Below are 14,802 nucleotides of genomic sequence, written 5' to 3' on the forward strand. Positions count from 1 at the left end.
GCGTAGTTGTAGGCAATGACGCAAGGCAACGTAGCCTTACTCGGGAGTCCTACATGGCCGGATAAACAGAACCAAAGCCGAACACAATTTGTGCCCGGCAAATAACCCGTGGCGAGGGAGCTTGCTCCCGCTGGGCTGCGCAGCGGCCCCCAAAACCAGTCACCCCAAAACAACTGACACACCGACGTGCTTGCCATTGGGGCTGCTGTGCCCGAGGCGTCGGACCGGCCCAGCGGGAGCAAGCTCCCTCGCCACGATGGTGCTCCTCTTCAGATTTGCGTCGTTCGCCAACCCCCACCCAGCGCCCTATACAACGCCACGCTCGCCTGCACCCGCGCCAGTCGTAACTGCACGTTCATGTCCTGGGCGGCGTACAGCGTGCGTTGGGTTTCGAGCACGGTGAGCAGGTCTTCGGCGCCGGCCTGGTAGCGGCGCTGGGCGATGTCGAAGGCGGTCTGGGCCTGGTCCAGTTCTTCGCGCTGCCATTGCCGCTGCTGGTCCAGGCCGCGGATGCCGTTCAGGGCTTTTTCGACGTCGGCGAAGCCGTTGATGATCGCAGCACGATAGAGCTCCAGCAGTTCCTCCTGGCGTGCGGTTGTCCTGTCTCGTTCGGCCTTGAGGCGACCGTTGTTGAAGATCGGTGCGGCGAGCCCGGCGCTGAGGTTGTAGACGTTGTTGCGCAGCAACTGGTCGGCGATGTCGGCGCCGGTGGCCAGGCTCAGGCCCAGGGTGGCCGAGGGCAGCAAGGCCGCGCGGGCGACGGTGATGTCGGCCTGGGCGGCGGCGAGGCGGGCTTCGGCGGCGGCGATGTCGGGACGGCGCAGCAGCAGGTCGCTGGGCACCCCGGCGTCGATGGCGGGCCAGCGCAATGCGTCGAAGGATTCATTGTCGAGCTTGAGCGACTGCACCGGTTCGCCCAACAATGCCGCGAGGGTGATCAATGCCTCGCGAGCCTGTTGCTGCACTTGCGGCAGCCGGCGCTCCTGGGCCGCCACCAGGCTCTTTTGTTGGGACAGTTCCAGTGCCGTGGCGCTGCCCGCGTCGTAGCGGGTTTGCACCAGATCGAGCACATTGCGGGCGTTGGCCAGGTTCAGTTCGGCGATGCGCTGTTGCTCGCGCAGTGACAAGGCTTGGCTATAGCTGTTGGCGACGGCGCTGAGCAGAGTCAGTTCCACAGTCGCCCGATCAAACTGCGTGGCCGACAAAGTGCTCAGCGCACTGTCACGGGCCGCCCGTTTTCCGCCCCAGAAATCCAACTCATAACTGGCGCTGAGATGAGCGTCGTAGTAGTCGATGGTGCGGTTGTTCCGATCCACGTCCAACTGGCTGTAGCCCTTGCCCCGCAGCAGTTCCTGGCGATTGCCGTTGAGCCCGGCGCTGATTTCCGGCAGCAACGGCGCGCCGGCGATCACCGCGCTGGCCTGGGCCTGGCGAACCCGGGCCATGGCGGCAGCGAGGTCGAAGCTGCCCTGGCGTGCTTGTTCGATCAACCGATCGAGTTGCGGGCTGCCGAACTGCGTCCACCATTGCTGGTTATCAACCGCAGCGCTTGGCTTGTCCAGGTTCTGCCACGCCTCGGGCGGTTGAATGCCGCTGTCGGGCGTCGACAAAGGCGTGCCACACGCAACCAGCAACAGGCTGGCGGCCAGGAGGGTCAGGTGCGCTTTCATAAGATGGGGTTCATTCACTGGTGAGGGCCGTGACCGGGTCGAGGCGGGCGGCCTTGCGGGCGGGCATGAAACCGAAGACGACGCCGGTGACCAACGCGCAACCGAAGGCGCCGAACACGGCCAGCCATTCGAAGGCCACGGCGATTTTGCCCAGCAGCAACGCACCGCCCACCAGCAGGGCCAGGCCGATACCGGCAAGCCCGCCGACCACCGAGAGCATCACCGCTTCGGTGAGAAACTGGCGCAGGATGTCCCGCTGGCGGGCGCCGGTGGCCATGCGGATGCCGATCTCCCGGGTCCGTTCGCGCACGGTCATGAGCATGATGTTCATCACGCCGATGCCGCCCACCAGCAGCGAAATCGCCGCAATGGCGCCGAGCATCAACGACAGCGTGCCCTGGGTGCGAGCCTCGGCCTGGATCATCGCCGCGTTGTTGGTCAACTCGAAATCCTGCTTGCCGTTATGCAGGCGCAACAAGGTCCGGGAGACGGCCTGCTCCGCCTCGTTAACCTTGCCCGCGTCGCGAGCGGCGATCACCACGTATTCGGGATGGCGCGTGCCGAACAGCCGCACGCTGGCGGCGGAGTAGGGCACGGCGATGCGGTTGTCGGCGTCCGAATCACCGGAGCTGGCGCCTTTTTCCGCCAGTACGCCAACGACCTGGAACGGCACGTTTTCGATCAGGATGTAGCGGCCGATCGGGTCGGCGACGTCCTTGAGCAGCTTTTGCCGGACCTTGTGCCCGATCACTGCCACCGCCGCGGCGCTGCGTTCATCGGCGTCGCTGAAATAGGTGCCCTGGGCCACCGGCCAATTGAAGATGATCGGGAAATTCGTGTCGTTGCCGCCCACGTAGCTGGTGTGGTCGAGATTGGCGAAACGCACGCTGGCGTTCTTGCCGTTGACCGGCATGATGCGTTGCACTTCGGGCAGGGCAGCGAGGGCGGCGATGTCCTGTTCGCTGATGATGCCCTTGGTCGCGCGCGGGTTGGGGGCTGTGCCGTTGAGGTAAATGATGTTCGAACCAAAGGCGCCCATCTGGGCCATGACCTGGCGCTTGCTGCCTTCGCCAACGGCCAGCATGACCACCACCGAGGCCACGCCGATGACGATGCCGAGCAGGGTCAGGGCGGTGCGAAAGCGATTGATCCACATCACCCGCCAGGCCGCTTGCACCGCGTCTACCAGTTCGCCTTTCCAGGCGCCGTTGTGTTCGCTGCCGGCGCTCAGGCGCTGGCGCAGGTCCACGGCTTGCAACGCCTTGGCATTGGCCTGTGGTGCGGCGGTGGCGCTGTCGCTGATGATCGACCCGTCGCGGATTTCAATAATGCGCTTGGCCCGGGCCGCGACTTCGCGGTCGTGGGTGATCAGGATCACCACGTGGCCCTGGCTTGCCAGTTCGTCGAGCAAGGCCATGACCTCGATGCCACTCTGGCTGTCGAGGGCGCCGGTGGGCTCGTCGGCGAGGATGATGTGGCCGCCGTTCATCAAGGCCCGGGCAATCGACACCCGTTGCTGCTGCCCGCCGGAGAGTTGATGGGGACGGTTGCCGGTGCGGCTCGCCAGGCCGAGGCGTTCGAGCAGGGCGCTGGCCCGGGCGTGGCGCTCGGCGGCCGAGGTGCCGGCATAGATGGCCGGCATCTCGACGTTTTCCTGGGCCGTGCCGGACGGGATCAGGTGATAGCCCTGGAACACGAAGCCGAACGCTTCGCGGCGCAGCCAGGCCAGTTCATCGCTGCCCAACCTGGCGACGTCTTCGCCGGCAAAGCGGTACTCGCCGCTGGTAGGGCGGTCGAGGCAGCCGAGGATGTTCATCAAGGTGGATTTGCCGGAGCCGGACGCCCCGACAATCGCCAGGAATTCGCCGGCGTGAATGGACAAGTCGATGCCCCGCAGGACTTCTACCCGAGGGCTGTCGCCGCCGCCGTAGGCCTTGCGAATGTCCCGCAGCTCGATCAGGGGCGTGTTCATTCAACCTCCGTTGCCGCTGGCCGGACCAATCAGCACGCGGTCGCCTTCACTCAGGCCGTCGACAATTTGCGTGCGCAGGCGATCGCTGACGCCGGTACGAACGGTGCGTGACTGGACATCGCCGTTGTCGGCGAGCACTCGCACTTGATCGGCGTCTTGCACGGCGGCGATGGGCACGGTCAGCACATCCTTGGCCTGGGCGGCGACAAAAAACACCTGGGCAGTCATGTCGGTCATCAAGGCGCGGTCGGCGTTGTCCACGTCCAGCAACACCGTGTAGAGCACCACCCGTTCGCTGCCGCTGCGGCCACCGGAGGGACTGCCGCCCTGGCTGGCTTCCAGCGGACGCGGCGGCACCGGCAGGATTTGCCGGACAGTGCTGCTCCAGCGCCGGCCGCCGCCGGCGAGGGTGGTGAAATAGGCGGTCATGCCCGGCTTGACGTGGCCGATGTCGGCTTCCGAAACCTCTGCCCAGACGGTCATCGGCGACAGCCGGGCGATGCGCAGGATCAACGGCGTCTGCTGCTGGGCGTTGAGCGTCTGGCCTTCCCGGGCGCCGATGGCGACCACGGTGCCGCTCATCGGCGCATAAATGCGCGTGTAACCCAGCTCGGCTTCATCGCTGCGCAGGTTGGCCTGGGCCTGGCGGATCTGCGCCTGGAACATGTCGATGCGGGCCTGGGTCGCGCGCACCTCGGCCCGGGCGGTCTGCACGTCTTCTTCGCGGGTGGCGCCGCCGGCCTTGAGTTGCTGCTGGCGATGGAATTTCTGCTGCGCCAGGTCGTGTTGGGCGCGCTGTTCCTGAAGCTGGGCCTGGAGGTTTTCGATGGAAAACCGTCCGGCGTCGAGCCTGGCTTTTTGTGTGGACGGGTCGATTTCAACCAGCAGTTGGCCCTCCGTGACCTCGTCACCGGCCTCGACGTGAATCTTCTGGATCTGCCCGGACGCCTGGGCGCCGACGTCGACGTAGCGCCGCGGTTGCAAGGTGCCCAGGGCGGTGACGCTGTTTTCGATATCGCCACGGGTGACCGCGACGGTGGCGACAGGCTCTTGATTGGGCCCGACCGCTTGCCACGCAGCGAAGGCCACGGCCGGCAGCAGGGCGAAGGTCAGGAGCCAGACGGGGCGGGTGAGGCGGGGACGTTTCATGCTGGGTTCCGGCCGGTGATGTCGGGCCCGTCGCACGGAGGGGCGGGACGGGAGGCTGTTCTGGTAGACGAGTGTTGCGGGCGGGAATTTAGCGGGATGAAATACTTGGTAGCGGTCGGCGGAAGGGCAGCGCAATAACCAGGTCAGGTGATGTTGTGGTGAGGGGATTTATCTGTGGCGAGGGGATTTATCCCCGTTGGGCTGCGCAGCAGCCCCAAAACCTGCTACTCAAAATATCTGGCAACACCGAGTTGTTGGCCCTGAGGGGCTGCTGCGCAGCCCAGCGGGGCGGTGCGACGTTTCGCTAAATCCCCTCGCCACAAATGCAGTGCTCGGCACTACGAATCCGGCCTGATGCAAACCAAAGCTTTAAATCTATATGAGAATTACTATAAATTACGCGATTGAATCTGCCACCATCGTGCCATGCGTTTTCCGGCATGCCGAGGGGCCCAGGGAAAGCTGTCGCAGTCACTGCGCACGGGAGTCATGTTGGAAAACTACTATCGCGAGCTGGTGTGTTTCCTGAACGCCAGGCTAGGCAACCGCCAGGCGGCCGAAGATGTGGTGCATGACGCTTATGTGCGGGTGCTGGAGCGCGCCAGCGATACGCCCATCGAGCAGCCGCGGGCGTTCTTGTATCGCACCGCACTGAACCTGGTGATCGATGGGCATCGGCGCAACACGCTGCGCCAATCCGAATCCCTCGACGTGCTCGACACAGAAGAACGCTTCTTCACCCCGTCGCCCCATACCAGCCTCGACCACGGCCAACGCCTGGACATGCTGCAACGCGCCCTGGCCGAGTTGCCACCGCTGTGCCGCGAAAGCTTTCTGCTGCGCAAACTCGAAGGCCTGTCCCATTCGCAGATTGCCGAGCGCCTGGGCATTTCCCGCGCCCTGGTGGAAAAACACATCGTCAACGCCATGAAGCATTGCCGCGTTCGCGTACGGCAGTGGGACGCGACCTGATTCACCCGGCGTGAATCCTGCGGCGGTAAATTTTCTGACATCCTCTTCGTTCCTCTCAACAGACGATCTGGCGGCCCGATGCGCGCCGAACAGGTCACCCGGCTTTCGTGCCCTGTTGAGGGGCTTTTCCAGAGGACACTGGACATGACTCAGGCAATTGCAGCGCCCCACGTTCACGACTTGATCGGCATTGGCTTCGGCCCCTCGAACCTGGCGCTGGCCATCGCGCTGCAGGAGCGTGGCCCGGTGCAGGGCGAACTGGACGTGCTGTTCCTCGACAAACAGGCTGACTATCGCTGGCACGGCAACACCCTGGTGACCCAGAGCGAGCTGCAGATTTCCTTCCTCAAGGACCTGGTGACCCTGCGCAACCCCACCAGCCCTTACTCGTTCGTCAATTACCTCAAGCACCATGGCCGCCTGGTGGATTTCATCAACCTCGGGACGTTCTACCCGTGCCGCATGGAGTACAACGACTACCTGCGCTGGGTAGCGGCGCAATTCGCCGGGCAGAGCCGCTACGGCGAGGAAGTGCTGCGCATCGAACCGGTGCTGCATCACCAGCAGGTCGAAGCCTTGCGGGTGATTTCCCGCACCCGCGAAGGGGAAGAGTGCGTGCGCATCAGCCGTTCAGTGGTGGTCAGTGCCGGTGGCACGCCGCGCATTCCCGAGGCGTTCAAGACGTTCAAGGATGACGCTCGGGTGTTCCATCACTCGCAGTACCTGGAGCGCATGGCAAGCCAACCGTGCACGAGCGGCCAGCCAATGAACGTTGCGATCATCGGCGGCGGGCAGAGCGCGGCGGAAGCGTTCATCGACCTCAACGACAGCTTCCCGTCGGTGCAGGTCGACATGATCCTGCGCGGCTCGGCCCTCAAGCCGGCGGATGACAGCCCGTTCGTCAACGAAGTGTTCTCGCCGGAATTCACCGACCTGGTGTTCCAGCAGCCCCACAGCGAACGTGAGCGCCTGGTCAACGAGTACCACAACACCAATTATTCGGTGGTGGACATCGACCTGATCGAGCGCATCTACGGGATTTTCTATCGTCAGAAAGTCTCGGGCATCGCCCGTCATGGGTTCCGCACCCTGACCACGGTGGAGAAAGCCACCGCGACCAAGGATGGCGTGGAGCTGGCGGTGCGCAACAACGCCACTGGCGAGTTGTCGGTGCGCCGATACGACGCGGTGGTGCTCGCCACCGGCTACGAACGCCAGATGCACCGCACCTTGCTCGAACCGTTGGCGCAGTACCTCGGGGATTTCGAGGTGGATCGCAACTACAAGTTGATCACCGACGAGCGCTGCAAGGCGGCGATCTACATGCAGGGTTTCTGCCAGGCCAGCCACGGGCTGAGCGACACCTTGCTGTCGATCCTGCCGGTGCGCGCCGATGAGATCGCCGGCTCGCTCTATGAGCATGGAAACAATCGCGGGCAGGCTCGGCCGGAGCGCGATTTGCGATTGGCCGCTGTGTGAGCTGCCGAGCGAAGCGAGGCTGCGATCTTTTCCCGACACCTGAGTTCCAAGAGAAAGATCGCAGGCTTCGCCAGCTCCTACAGAACAATCGCAAGCCCGCCAGGAAATTCCTCAGAAACTTCCTACACTCACCTCACGCTCCTCCTGGTTTTCCGGGAGGTACGTGGACGGTTCACTGTTCCCTCGCATTGGCAGTTTGAACCGATCAGCCGGTCGCTGATGTAGCGTCCGGGCCGATTTCGCCAAGCGAAACCTGATCGAATGATGCTGTTCCTGCGCACAGGCCTGGCGGCGATATGGCTGGGTCTATCAAGTGTGGCGCCCCAGGTGGGTGCGGCACCCGAGTCGCTGCATGTGCTCGGGCGTTCTGCTGTGAACGACTATTCGGTGACCCTGGACGAGGCTGACCGGACCTGGCTGCGACGCAAGGGCACGTTGCTCCTGGGTGCCTCGGCACCGGATTACCCGCCGTTCAGCATCACCGGCAATGGCAGCGATTATGAAGGCCTGACGGCTGACTATGCACAGTTGCTGGGTCAGCTGTTGCACATCGACATACAGGTGCGGCGGTACGCGTCGCGGGATGCATCACTCCAGGCCCTGCATGGCGGGGAAATCGATCTGCTCGGCACCGCCAACGGTTTCGAGGCCGGCGACCCCGCATTGGCGATGTCACGGACGTATGCCGATGACGTGCCGACGCTGGTGACCCGTGTCGACGACAGCGAAGAGCTGCCGGCGGACCTGGCGGGCAAACGGCTGGCCATGCTTTATCACTACTTGCCACCGGAAACGGTCGAAGCTTTTTATCCGGACGCCACGTTGCAGCTGTTCCCCTCGACCTTGAGCGCCATCGGCGCCGTGGCGTTCGGCCAGGCCGACGTTTATCTGGGGGATTCGATCAGCGCCCATTACCTGATCAGCAAGAACTACCTGAACAACGTACAACTGGCGGATTTCTCCCGCATGGAAGTGCAGCCGTTCGCCTTTGCGGTCAGCCGCGAGAACGGGCGCCTGTTGCGCGTCGTCAATGCCGCGCTGCAGGCCATTCCCGTCGGCGAACGCATGGGCATCCTGCGGCGTTGGAGCGCCGGTGGGGCGAGCGTGCCGGGCCGGCAAGCGTTGCATTTCAGCGTCAATGAACAGCGCTGGCTCGATGCTCATCCGCGTATCAACGTAGCCGTCAGCGCGGATTTCCTGCCGTTGACCTTCTTCGATGAGCAAGGCCAATTGCGCGGCATCGGTGCCGATGTGCTGGCCAGGATCAGCTTGCGCACCGGGCTGAAATTCGACATCCAGCGTGGCGACTCGGTGGACGACCTGATCGCCCGGATCGCCACTGGCAAGGCCGATGTCCTGGCAACCGCGATCCCCAGCGCCGAGCTTGAAAATGAACTGCGCTTCACCCGCCCGTACCTGACAAGCCCTTTCGTGCTGGTGGTGCCGGCCAAAGCCTCGGACGCCCTGACCGTGGACCGGATGGCCGGCAAGCGGCTGGCGCTGGTGCGTGGCAACGTGTTGCGTGAGTACCTGTCGGAGCAGTTCCCCGGCGTGCAACGGGTGCCGGCGCAAAACATGGCCGATGCCATGGCCATGGTCGCCGCGGGCCGGGCGGATGGTGCGATCAATTCGCTGATCAGTGCCCGCTACATGATCTCGCGCCAGTACCGCGACACATTGCAAGTCACCAGCACCGTGGGCACGGTGCCCATCCGCGTTGCCTTGGCGACGAGCCGCAACGCGACCGAGCTCTACTCGATCCTGGACAAGGCACTGCTGAGCATTTCCCCAGAGGAAATGGACGAGCTCACCAACCGCTGGCGCAGTGAGGTGGTGATCAACGACAGCTACTGGCTGCGCCATCGCACTGCGATTGTCCAAGGGTTTGCCATCGCCGCGCTGCTCCTGCTGCTGGTGTTGGGCTGGGTTGTCTACCTGCGACGGCTGTTGGAACAGTTGCGCGTGGCCAAGGCCAGCGCCGACGACGCCAACCGGGCCAAGACCACGTTCTTGGCGACGATGAGCCATGAAATCCGCACGCCAATGAACGCCGTGATCGGCATGCTGGAACTGGCCCTGAAAAAAGCCGACCAGGGCGTCATGGACAAGTCGGCCATCGAAGTGGCCTCAGGTGCCGCCCGAGGCATGCTGGACCTGATCGGTGACATCCTCGACATCGCTCGCATCGAATCCGGCAAGCTGTCCCTGGTGCCGACGCGGGCCAATTTGCGCGAACTGATCGAGGCCGTGGCGCGGATGTTTGATGGCCTGGCCCGGGAAAAACAGCTGTCCTTGGATCTGGACCTGGATGCAGCCAGCGACCATGACGTTTTGATCGACCCGCTGCGCTTCAAGCAGATCCTTTCCAACGTACTGAGCAACGCCATCAAGTTCACCGAACAAGGCCAGGTACGCCTGAGCCTTGGAGCTGAGCCGGCTGGGGAGGACAAGCGCCTGGCCATCCGCGTGTTGATCGAAGACACCGGCCCGGGCATTTCGGCGCAAGACCAGCAACGCCTGTTCAGCCCGTTCACCCAGGTCGGCGACCACGCCCAGGGCGCTCGCGGTGGCTCCGGGCTGGGGTTGGTGATCAGCCGCACCCTGTGTGAAATGATGGGCGGCACCCTGGCGTTGAGCAGCGTGCCGGGGCAGGGCACGCAAGTCGAGATCCGGCTGGCGGTGCCGTTGCTGGAGGCGTTGCCCCGCGTGCCCGCAGTCGAGGTTCAGACGCCGCTGGGCCAGGTGCTGAAGATCCTGGTCGTTGATGATCATCCAGCCAATCGTTTGCTGCTGTGCCAGCAGATGAGGTACTTGGGGCACCCGGTGCAGCAGGCTGAAGACGGCGTCCAAGGGCTGCGTGCCTGGCGCGACGGGCAGTTCGACGTGCTCATCACCGACTGCAACATGCCGTTGATGAGCGGTTATGAAATGGCCCGTGCCATCCGCGAAGAGGAGCGGGCCGGGGCTTTGTCGCCGACGGTGATCCTGGGGTTCACGGCCAATGCCCAGCCCGAGGAAACGGCTCGCTGCATCGAGGCAGGCATGGATGACTGCCTGTTCAAACCCATCAGCCTGCAGCAATTGAACGCGCGCCTGGTATTGATCACGCCCCAGCGCGACGCGCCGGCCTCCACGGGCGACTTCGATTTGACCACCCTGGAACAGCTGGCCGGTGGCGACAGGCTGTCGATTCACCCGTTGTTGAAGGAACTGGTCGCCAGCAACGCCATGGACAAGGCGCGATTGCTGGATTTGTCTTCGCGCCATGACGTGTCCGGGTTGGCCGACCTGGCGCATCGGATCAAGGGCGGCGCACGGATTATCCAGGCAGAGCCGCTGGTGGTGGCATGCGACGCGCTGGAAAGCGCTTGTCGCGAGGGTATCAACGCGGCGCTCACCGAATCGGTGGAAGCGGTGTGCCGGGCGATGGAGCACCTCACGGAACGGCTGCACTTTTATATGGCTGGAGAGTCCGCCCCCTCCGGGCCCGCCGGCGAACCTCTTCAGGCTTCACCCGATCACCGCCAGACCAAGGCGCCCTGAGCCGCAAGTCGGGCGCGGATTTTTCCGTGCTTTATTTGGGAATTGTCCTACAGCGTCCTAAAAAACCTTCCTCTAGCCTGTCGCGACTTAACGTTTCCGACCCGGTCTACACCTGCCGCGTTGCCATTGGAATGCCTGCCATGCCGAACAAAGCACTACGAATCATGATTGCCGACACGGAGCATTATCATCGGATGAAGCTTGAACGGCTGCTCAATCATCACGGCTATTTCTGCATCGCGCCGGTGGGTAGCCTGGAGGAATTCCTGACGTTGGTGGAATACGGCAGCAAGCCTTTCGACCTGATCCTGGTCAATGCCGGCCTTGCAAGCGGATCACTGGATCTGACCGGATTCTTGCGCGGCAACCTGCAGGTTCGTCATTCAATGATCTATAACGCCCAGCAAGCGCACCTGGAATCGGTGCCCGTCGCGCATCCGCCCTCCTTGCAGGTGACCACTGCCGCGTTGCCCGATTCGGCCGTGCTGGAACGCCTGATGACCTTCATTGACCCCGAGGCCAGCGAGTCGGCCCAGCCTTGGCCCCATGCCTGCAGGCGGGGCCTGGGAAGCTGATCGCACCGTTAGTCGGCACTGTCAGGTCTGACAGGTGGCGCGGCCTATCGCTTGTGTAACAGTCCGCTGCAGTTTGAGCATCGGCGTGGTTTGCATTCATTCGGGGAGCTGTCTTGAAGCATGTAATGATCGTGGATGATCACCCTGTCATACGTGGCGCTTTGCGGCTCGTGTGCCAGAACGAAGGGTTTACCAATATCAGTGACGTCAGCGGCGTGGCTGAGGCCAAGGCGCAGATCAAGGAGGCGCGGGCCGACCTGGTGATCCTGGACCTGGTGATGAATGGTTTCGATGGCCTGGACCTGCTGGTCTGGATCCTGATGGAATTTCCCGGCTGCGCGGTGCTGGTGTTCACTTCCCAGGATGCCCAGCATTTCTGCAACCGTTGTATCGCGGCCGGGGCGAGGGGGTTTGTCACCAAGAGAAGCGACCTGAAGGAGCTGATCAAGGCGATTCACGCGTTGAAATCCGGCTATTCCTATTTCCCTCAAATGCCTGTCAGGCTGGATTTTCACCAGCGTGGCGAACAGCAGGCCCTGGAAAGCCTCTCCACCCGTGAGCTGTCCATCCTGCGGATGCTGTCGATGGGCATGCGTGGCAAGGACATCGCCGATGCATTGTTCATCAGTCCGAAAACGGTCAGTACCTACAAGACGCGCCTGTTGGAAAAGCTCGGTCTCACTTCCCTGGTGGGGCTGTCGGAATTTGCCAAGCGCAATCATCTTTAAGGTAAAGCGAGCTTGTTGGCTGTTCTGTAAATAGAACGCTATGGCCGGTTTTTGCAGTCTGGTGCATCAACGGTACGGGTTTTAAGCTGTGTCCATCGAGTCGCAACACCTGATTTGGAGACACAGTTTGAAAAACATCATCGGCCTCTATACCAGCCCGCGGACCCACTGGGTCGGCGACGGCTTTCCGGTCCGCACGTTGTTTTCCTACGACAACCTGGGCAAGCACATCAGTCCGTTCCTGCTGCTGGACCACGCGGCGCCCAGCGAATTTTCCCCTACTTCAGAGCGACGTGGCGTCGGCCAGCATCCCCATCGCGGTTTCGAGACCGTGACCATCGTCTATCAGGGCGAGCTTGAACACCGTGATTCCACCGGCAGCGGCGGCAAGATCGGCCCTGGTGATGTGCAATGGATGACCGCCGCCTCCGGGATCATCCATGAGGAATTCCATTCCGAAACCTTCGCTCGACAAGGCGGGTTCATGGAAATGGTCCAGTTGTGGGTCAACCTGCCGGCCAAGGACAAAATGGCCCCGGCCGGCTACCAGACCCTGCTCAAGAGTGACATCCCCAACATTGCCTTGAAGGATAACGCTGGCAGCCTGCGGCTGATCGCCGGGAGTTTCGAGGGGCATCGGGGCCCGGCGAAGACCTTCACGCCCATCGAGGTCTGGGATATTCGCTTGAATGCCGGCAAGGACCTGACCCTCGATTTGCAAGCGGGCCATAACACGGCGCTGGTGGTGCTGCGAGGTACGGTCCAGGTCAATGGCCGCGAGCGGGTCGAGGCGGGGCAACTGGCCTTGTTCGATCGGGCCGGCGACCAGGTGAATCTGCAAGCCGATAACGACGCCGTGGTGTTGCTGCTCAGCGGCGAGCCCATCGACGAGCCGATTGTCGGCCATGGTCCGTTCGTGATGAACAGCGAGCAGGAGATTCACCAGGCCTTCGAGGATTTTCATTCCGGGCGCTTTGGGCGGATGGATGGCTAGCTAAGCAGGCTCGCTCCCACAAGGAGTCTTGTGGTGATCTCTACAGCGTGTTGATTCTGTGCCAATCTTCACGCCAACGACCCTCCTGGAGCTGTCCCCGATGTTCTCCCTGATCACCGCCCACCCGCTGCTCAGTGCCTTGGCGTTGCTTGTGCTCGATTTGCTGGCGTGGCGGTTCGTCAGTGCCGAACGGATGTACTGGAAGATCGGCGGGCGGCTGGTGATTTTCATGTTGTTCAGCATGCTGCTGTTCAACGAAGGCCTCAACCCCATGCAGACCGCGCAGTGGGTCGATGACGTGCCTCGGCACCTGGCGGCTACCGGCCTGCAGATTGCGTGGTGGCTGTTTGCCGCGCGGACCCTGACCGTGATGATCGGTGCGGTCATGATGCAACGGGTCGGCCATACGGGGCGGCTGTTGCAGGATCTGCTCGGCGCGGTGATCTTCCTGGTCGCGGTCATCGCGGCTTTGGCGTATGTGCTGGACCTGCCGGTCAAGGGCGTGCTGGCAACCTCCGGCGCGATGGCGATCATCGTCGGCCTGGCCTTGCAGAGCACCCTCAGCGACGTGTTTTCCGGCATCGTGCTCAACACCACCAAGCCGTATCAAGTCGATGACTGGATTTCCATCGACGGCACCGAAGGCCGGGTCACCGACATCGACTGGCGTGCCACGCGGTTGCAGACCTCCCAGGGCAGCATGGCGGTGATCCCCAACTCGCTGGCGGCGAAAGCCAAGATCGTCAATTTCAGCCGACCGAGCGATATGCATGGTTTGTCCATCAGCATTCAGGTCAGCCCCCATGCGCGACCGCAAAAAGTGATCGAAGCGCTGGAACGGGCGATGATCGGCTGTCGTGCACTGCTTGCCAGCCCGGCGCCCTGCGTCACGCTCAAGGGCACCAGCAGCGCCGGGGCGGAATATGAAATCAGCGGGTTCGTGGCCTCTATGGGGCAGAAACGCGAGGTGCGCAATCAACTGTTCGACTTGGCGTTTCGGCATCTGCATGCATCGGGCGTGAGCCTGCTATCCACCAGCGAAAGCACTGCGGCCCTGGCGGTGTCGCGGCCCCGTGCGTTGCTGGAAAGCTCGAGCATTTTTTCCACGCTGCGCCCGGACGAAAAAGACACCTTCAGCCAGAACATGACCCTGCAGACGTTTCGCGCCGGCGAGGTGATCCTGGCCGCCGGGGAGGTCAGCGATCATCTGTTCATCATCGAGTCCGGCGTCGTCAGTGTGAGCCTCCTACGTAACGGCCAGCCTCTCGAGGGTGGCCGCATGGGGCCGGGCGAAGTGATCGGCGAAGCCGGGATCGTCGCCGAACAAGCGGCGTTGGCGAATTTCAATGCCAAGACTTTCTGCACGCTTTATCGCATCGAGAACAGCTACCTCAAACCTTGCCTCGAGGCCCGTCGCGACATCGGCGACGCCATGAAAAACCTGTTGGACGTGCGCATCCACCTGGCCCAGAACCTGACCCGCGAACTGCCCAAGCCGGTCGCCAAGAAACGCTTCCTGCAATGGCTGCGCAGCCGAGCGTGACACCCTTCGAAAGCACGCCGTGCCCTTGTGGCGAGGGAGCTTGCTCCCGCTGGGTGGCGCAGCCGCCCTGAAACCAGGCCCCTCGGTATATCTGTTAAACCGTGCCAACCGGTTTACGACTGCTACGCAGCCGAGCGGGAGCAAGCTCCCTCGCCACAGAAGCTTGCGTCATTTCCA

The 14,802-nt window shown here is 63.0% G+C and carries 10 protein-coding genes; 7 read left to right on the top strand and 3 right to left on the bottom strand.

Annotated elements, in window-relative coordinates; translation table 11 throughout:
* Positions 1–269: 269 nt before the first annotated feature.
* The 3 genes from KSS97_RS10525 to KSS97_RS10535 are packed head-to-tail and all read right to left on the bottom strand — an operon-like array spanning position 270 to position 4,791.
* The gene (locus tag KSS97_RS10525; RefSeq protein ID WP_217861589.1) at positions 270–1,670 is read right to left on the bottom strand and encodes an efflux transporter outer membrane subunit; all 1,401 of its coding nucleotides are present in this window, start codon (positions 1,668–1,670) and stop codon (positions 270–272) included.
* A 10-nt stretch (positions 1,671–1,680) separates the two neighbouring features.
* A complete protein-coding gene (locus KSS97_RS10530; RefSeq protein ID WP_217861590.1) occupies positions 1,681–3,642 on the bottom strand; it encodes a MacB family efflux pump subunit in 1,962 nt (653 codons plus the stop codon).
* Positions 3,643–4,791 carry an efflux RND transporter periplasmic adaptor subunit gene (locus tag KSS97_RS10535; RefSeq protein WP_217861591.1) on the bottom strand — a complete coding sequence of 383 codons (1,149 nt, stop codon included), beginning with the start codon at positions 4,789–4,791 and terminating at the stop codon, positions 3,643–3,645.
* 489 nt (positions 4,792–5,280) lie between these two features.
* Between KSS97_RS10535 and KSS97_RS10540 the strand changes: the two genes are divergently transcribed.
* The 7 genes from KSS97_RS10540 to KSS97_RS10570 all read left to right on the top strand — a co-directional run bounded on the left by KSS97_RS10540 (position 5,281) and on the right by KSS97_RS10570 (position 14,625).
* Positions 5,281–5,763, top strand: a complete 483-nt coding sequence (locus tag KSS97_RS10540) for a sigma-70 family RNA polymerase sigma factor (protein WP_269807987.1) — start codon at positions 5,281–5,283, stop codon at positions 5,761–5,763.
* Positions 5,764–5,907: 144 nt separating this feature from the next.
* Positions 5,908–7,242 carry a lysine N(6)-hydroxylase/L-ornithine N(5)-oxygenase family protein gene (locus tag KSS97_RS10545; RefSeq protein ID WP_217861593.1) on the top strand — a complete coding sequence of 445 codons (1,335 nt, stop codon included), beginning with the start codon at positions 5,908–5,910 and terminating at the stop codon, positions 7,240–7,242.
* Positions 7,243–7,503: 261 nt separating this feature from the next.
* The gene (locus KSS97_RS10550; RefSeq protein WP_217861594.1) at positions 7,504–10,785 is read left to right on the top strand and encodes a transporter substrate-binding domain-containing protein; all 3,282 of its coding nucleotides are present in this window, start codon (positions 7,504–7,506) and stop codon (positions 10,783–10,785) included.
* Between the two features lie 140 nt (positions 10,786–10,925).
* On the top strand, positions 10,926–11,360 hold the full coding sequence (locus tag KSS97_RS10555) for an ANTAR domain-containing protein (protein WP_217861595.1): 435 nt from the start codon (positions 10,926–10,928) through the stop codon (positions 11,358–11,360).
* A gap of 113 nt (positions 11,361–11,473) precedes the next feature.
* Positions 11,474–12,088 carry a response regulator transcription factor gene (locus KSS97_RS10560; RefSeq protein ID WP_030140044.1) on the top strand — a complete coding sequence of 205 codons (615 nt, stop codon included), beginning with the start codon at positions 11,474–11,476 and terminating at the stop codon, positions 12,086–12,088.
* Positions 12,089–12,215: 127 nt separating this feature from the next.
* Positions 12,216–13,082 carry a pirin family protein gene (locus KSS97_RS10565; RefSeq protein ID WP_217861596.1) on the top strand — a complete coding sequence of 289 codons (867 nt, stop codon included), beginning with the start codon at positions 12,216–12,218 and terminating at the stop codon, positions 13,080–13,082.
* A gap of 100 nt (positions 13,083–13,182) precedes the next feature.
* Positions 13,183–14,625, top strand: coding sequence for a mechanosensitive ion channel family protein (locus KSS97_RS10570; RefSeq protein WP_030140046.1), 1,443 nt, complete (start codon positions 13,183–13,185; stop codon positions 14,623–14,625).
* Positions 14,626–14,802 lie beyond the last annotated feature (177 nt).

The sequence above is a fragment of the Pseudomonas alvandae genome (assembly GCF_019141525.1).
GTDB classification, from domain to species: Bacteria; Pseudomonadota; Gammaproteobacteria; order Pseudomonadales; family Pseudomonadaceae; genus Aquipseudomonas; species Aquipseudomonas alvandae.

Bases quoted from the DNA above. Each gene is read 5' to 3' on its own strand.
- KSS97_RS10555 (WP_217861595.1), top strand. From the start codon at position 10,926: ATGCCGAACAAAGCACTACGAATCATGATTGCCGACACGGAGCATTAT.
- KSS97_RS10540 (WP_269807987.1), top strand. From the start codon at position 5,281: ATGTTGGAAAACTACTATCGCGAGCTGGTGTGTTTCCTGAACGCCAGG.
- KSS97_RS10530 (WP_217861590.1), bottom strand. From the start codon at position 3,642: ATGAACACGCCCCTGATCGAGCTGCGGGACATTCGCAAGGCCTACGGC.
- KSS97_RS10545 (WP_217861593.1), top strand. From the start codon at position 5,908: ATGACTCAGGCAATTGCAGCGCCCCACGTTCACGACTTGATCGGCATT.
- KSS97_RS10570 (WP_030140046.1), top strand. From the start codon at position 13,183: ATGTTCTCCCTGATCACCGCCCACCCGCTGCTCAGTGCCTTGGCGTTG.
- KSS97_RS10550 (WP_217861594.1), top strand. From the start codon at position 7,504: ATGATGCTGTTCCTGCGCACAGGCCTGGCGGCGATATGGCTGGGTCTA.
- KSS97_RS10535 (WP_217861591.1), bottom strand. From the start codon at position 4,791: ATGAAACGTCCCCGCCTCACCCGCCCCGTCTGGCTCCTGACCTTCGCC.
- KSS97_RS10525 (WP_217861589.1), bottom strand. From the start codon at position 1,670: ATGAAAGCGCACCTGACCCTCCTGGCCGCCAGCCTGTTGCTGGTTGCG.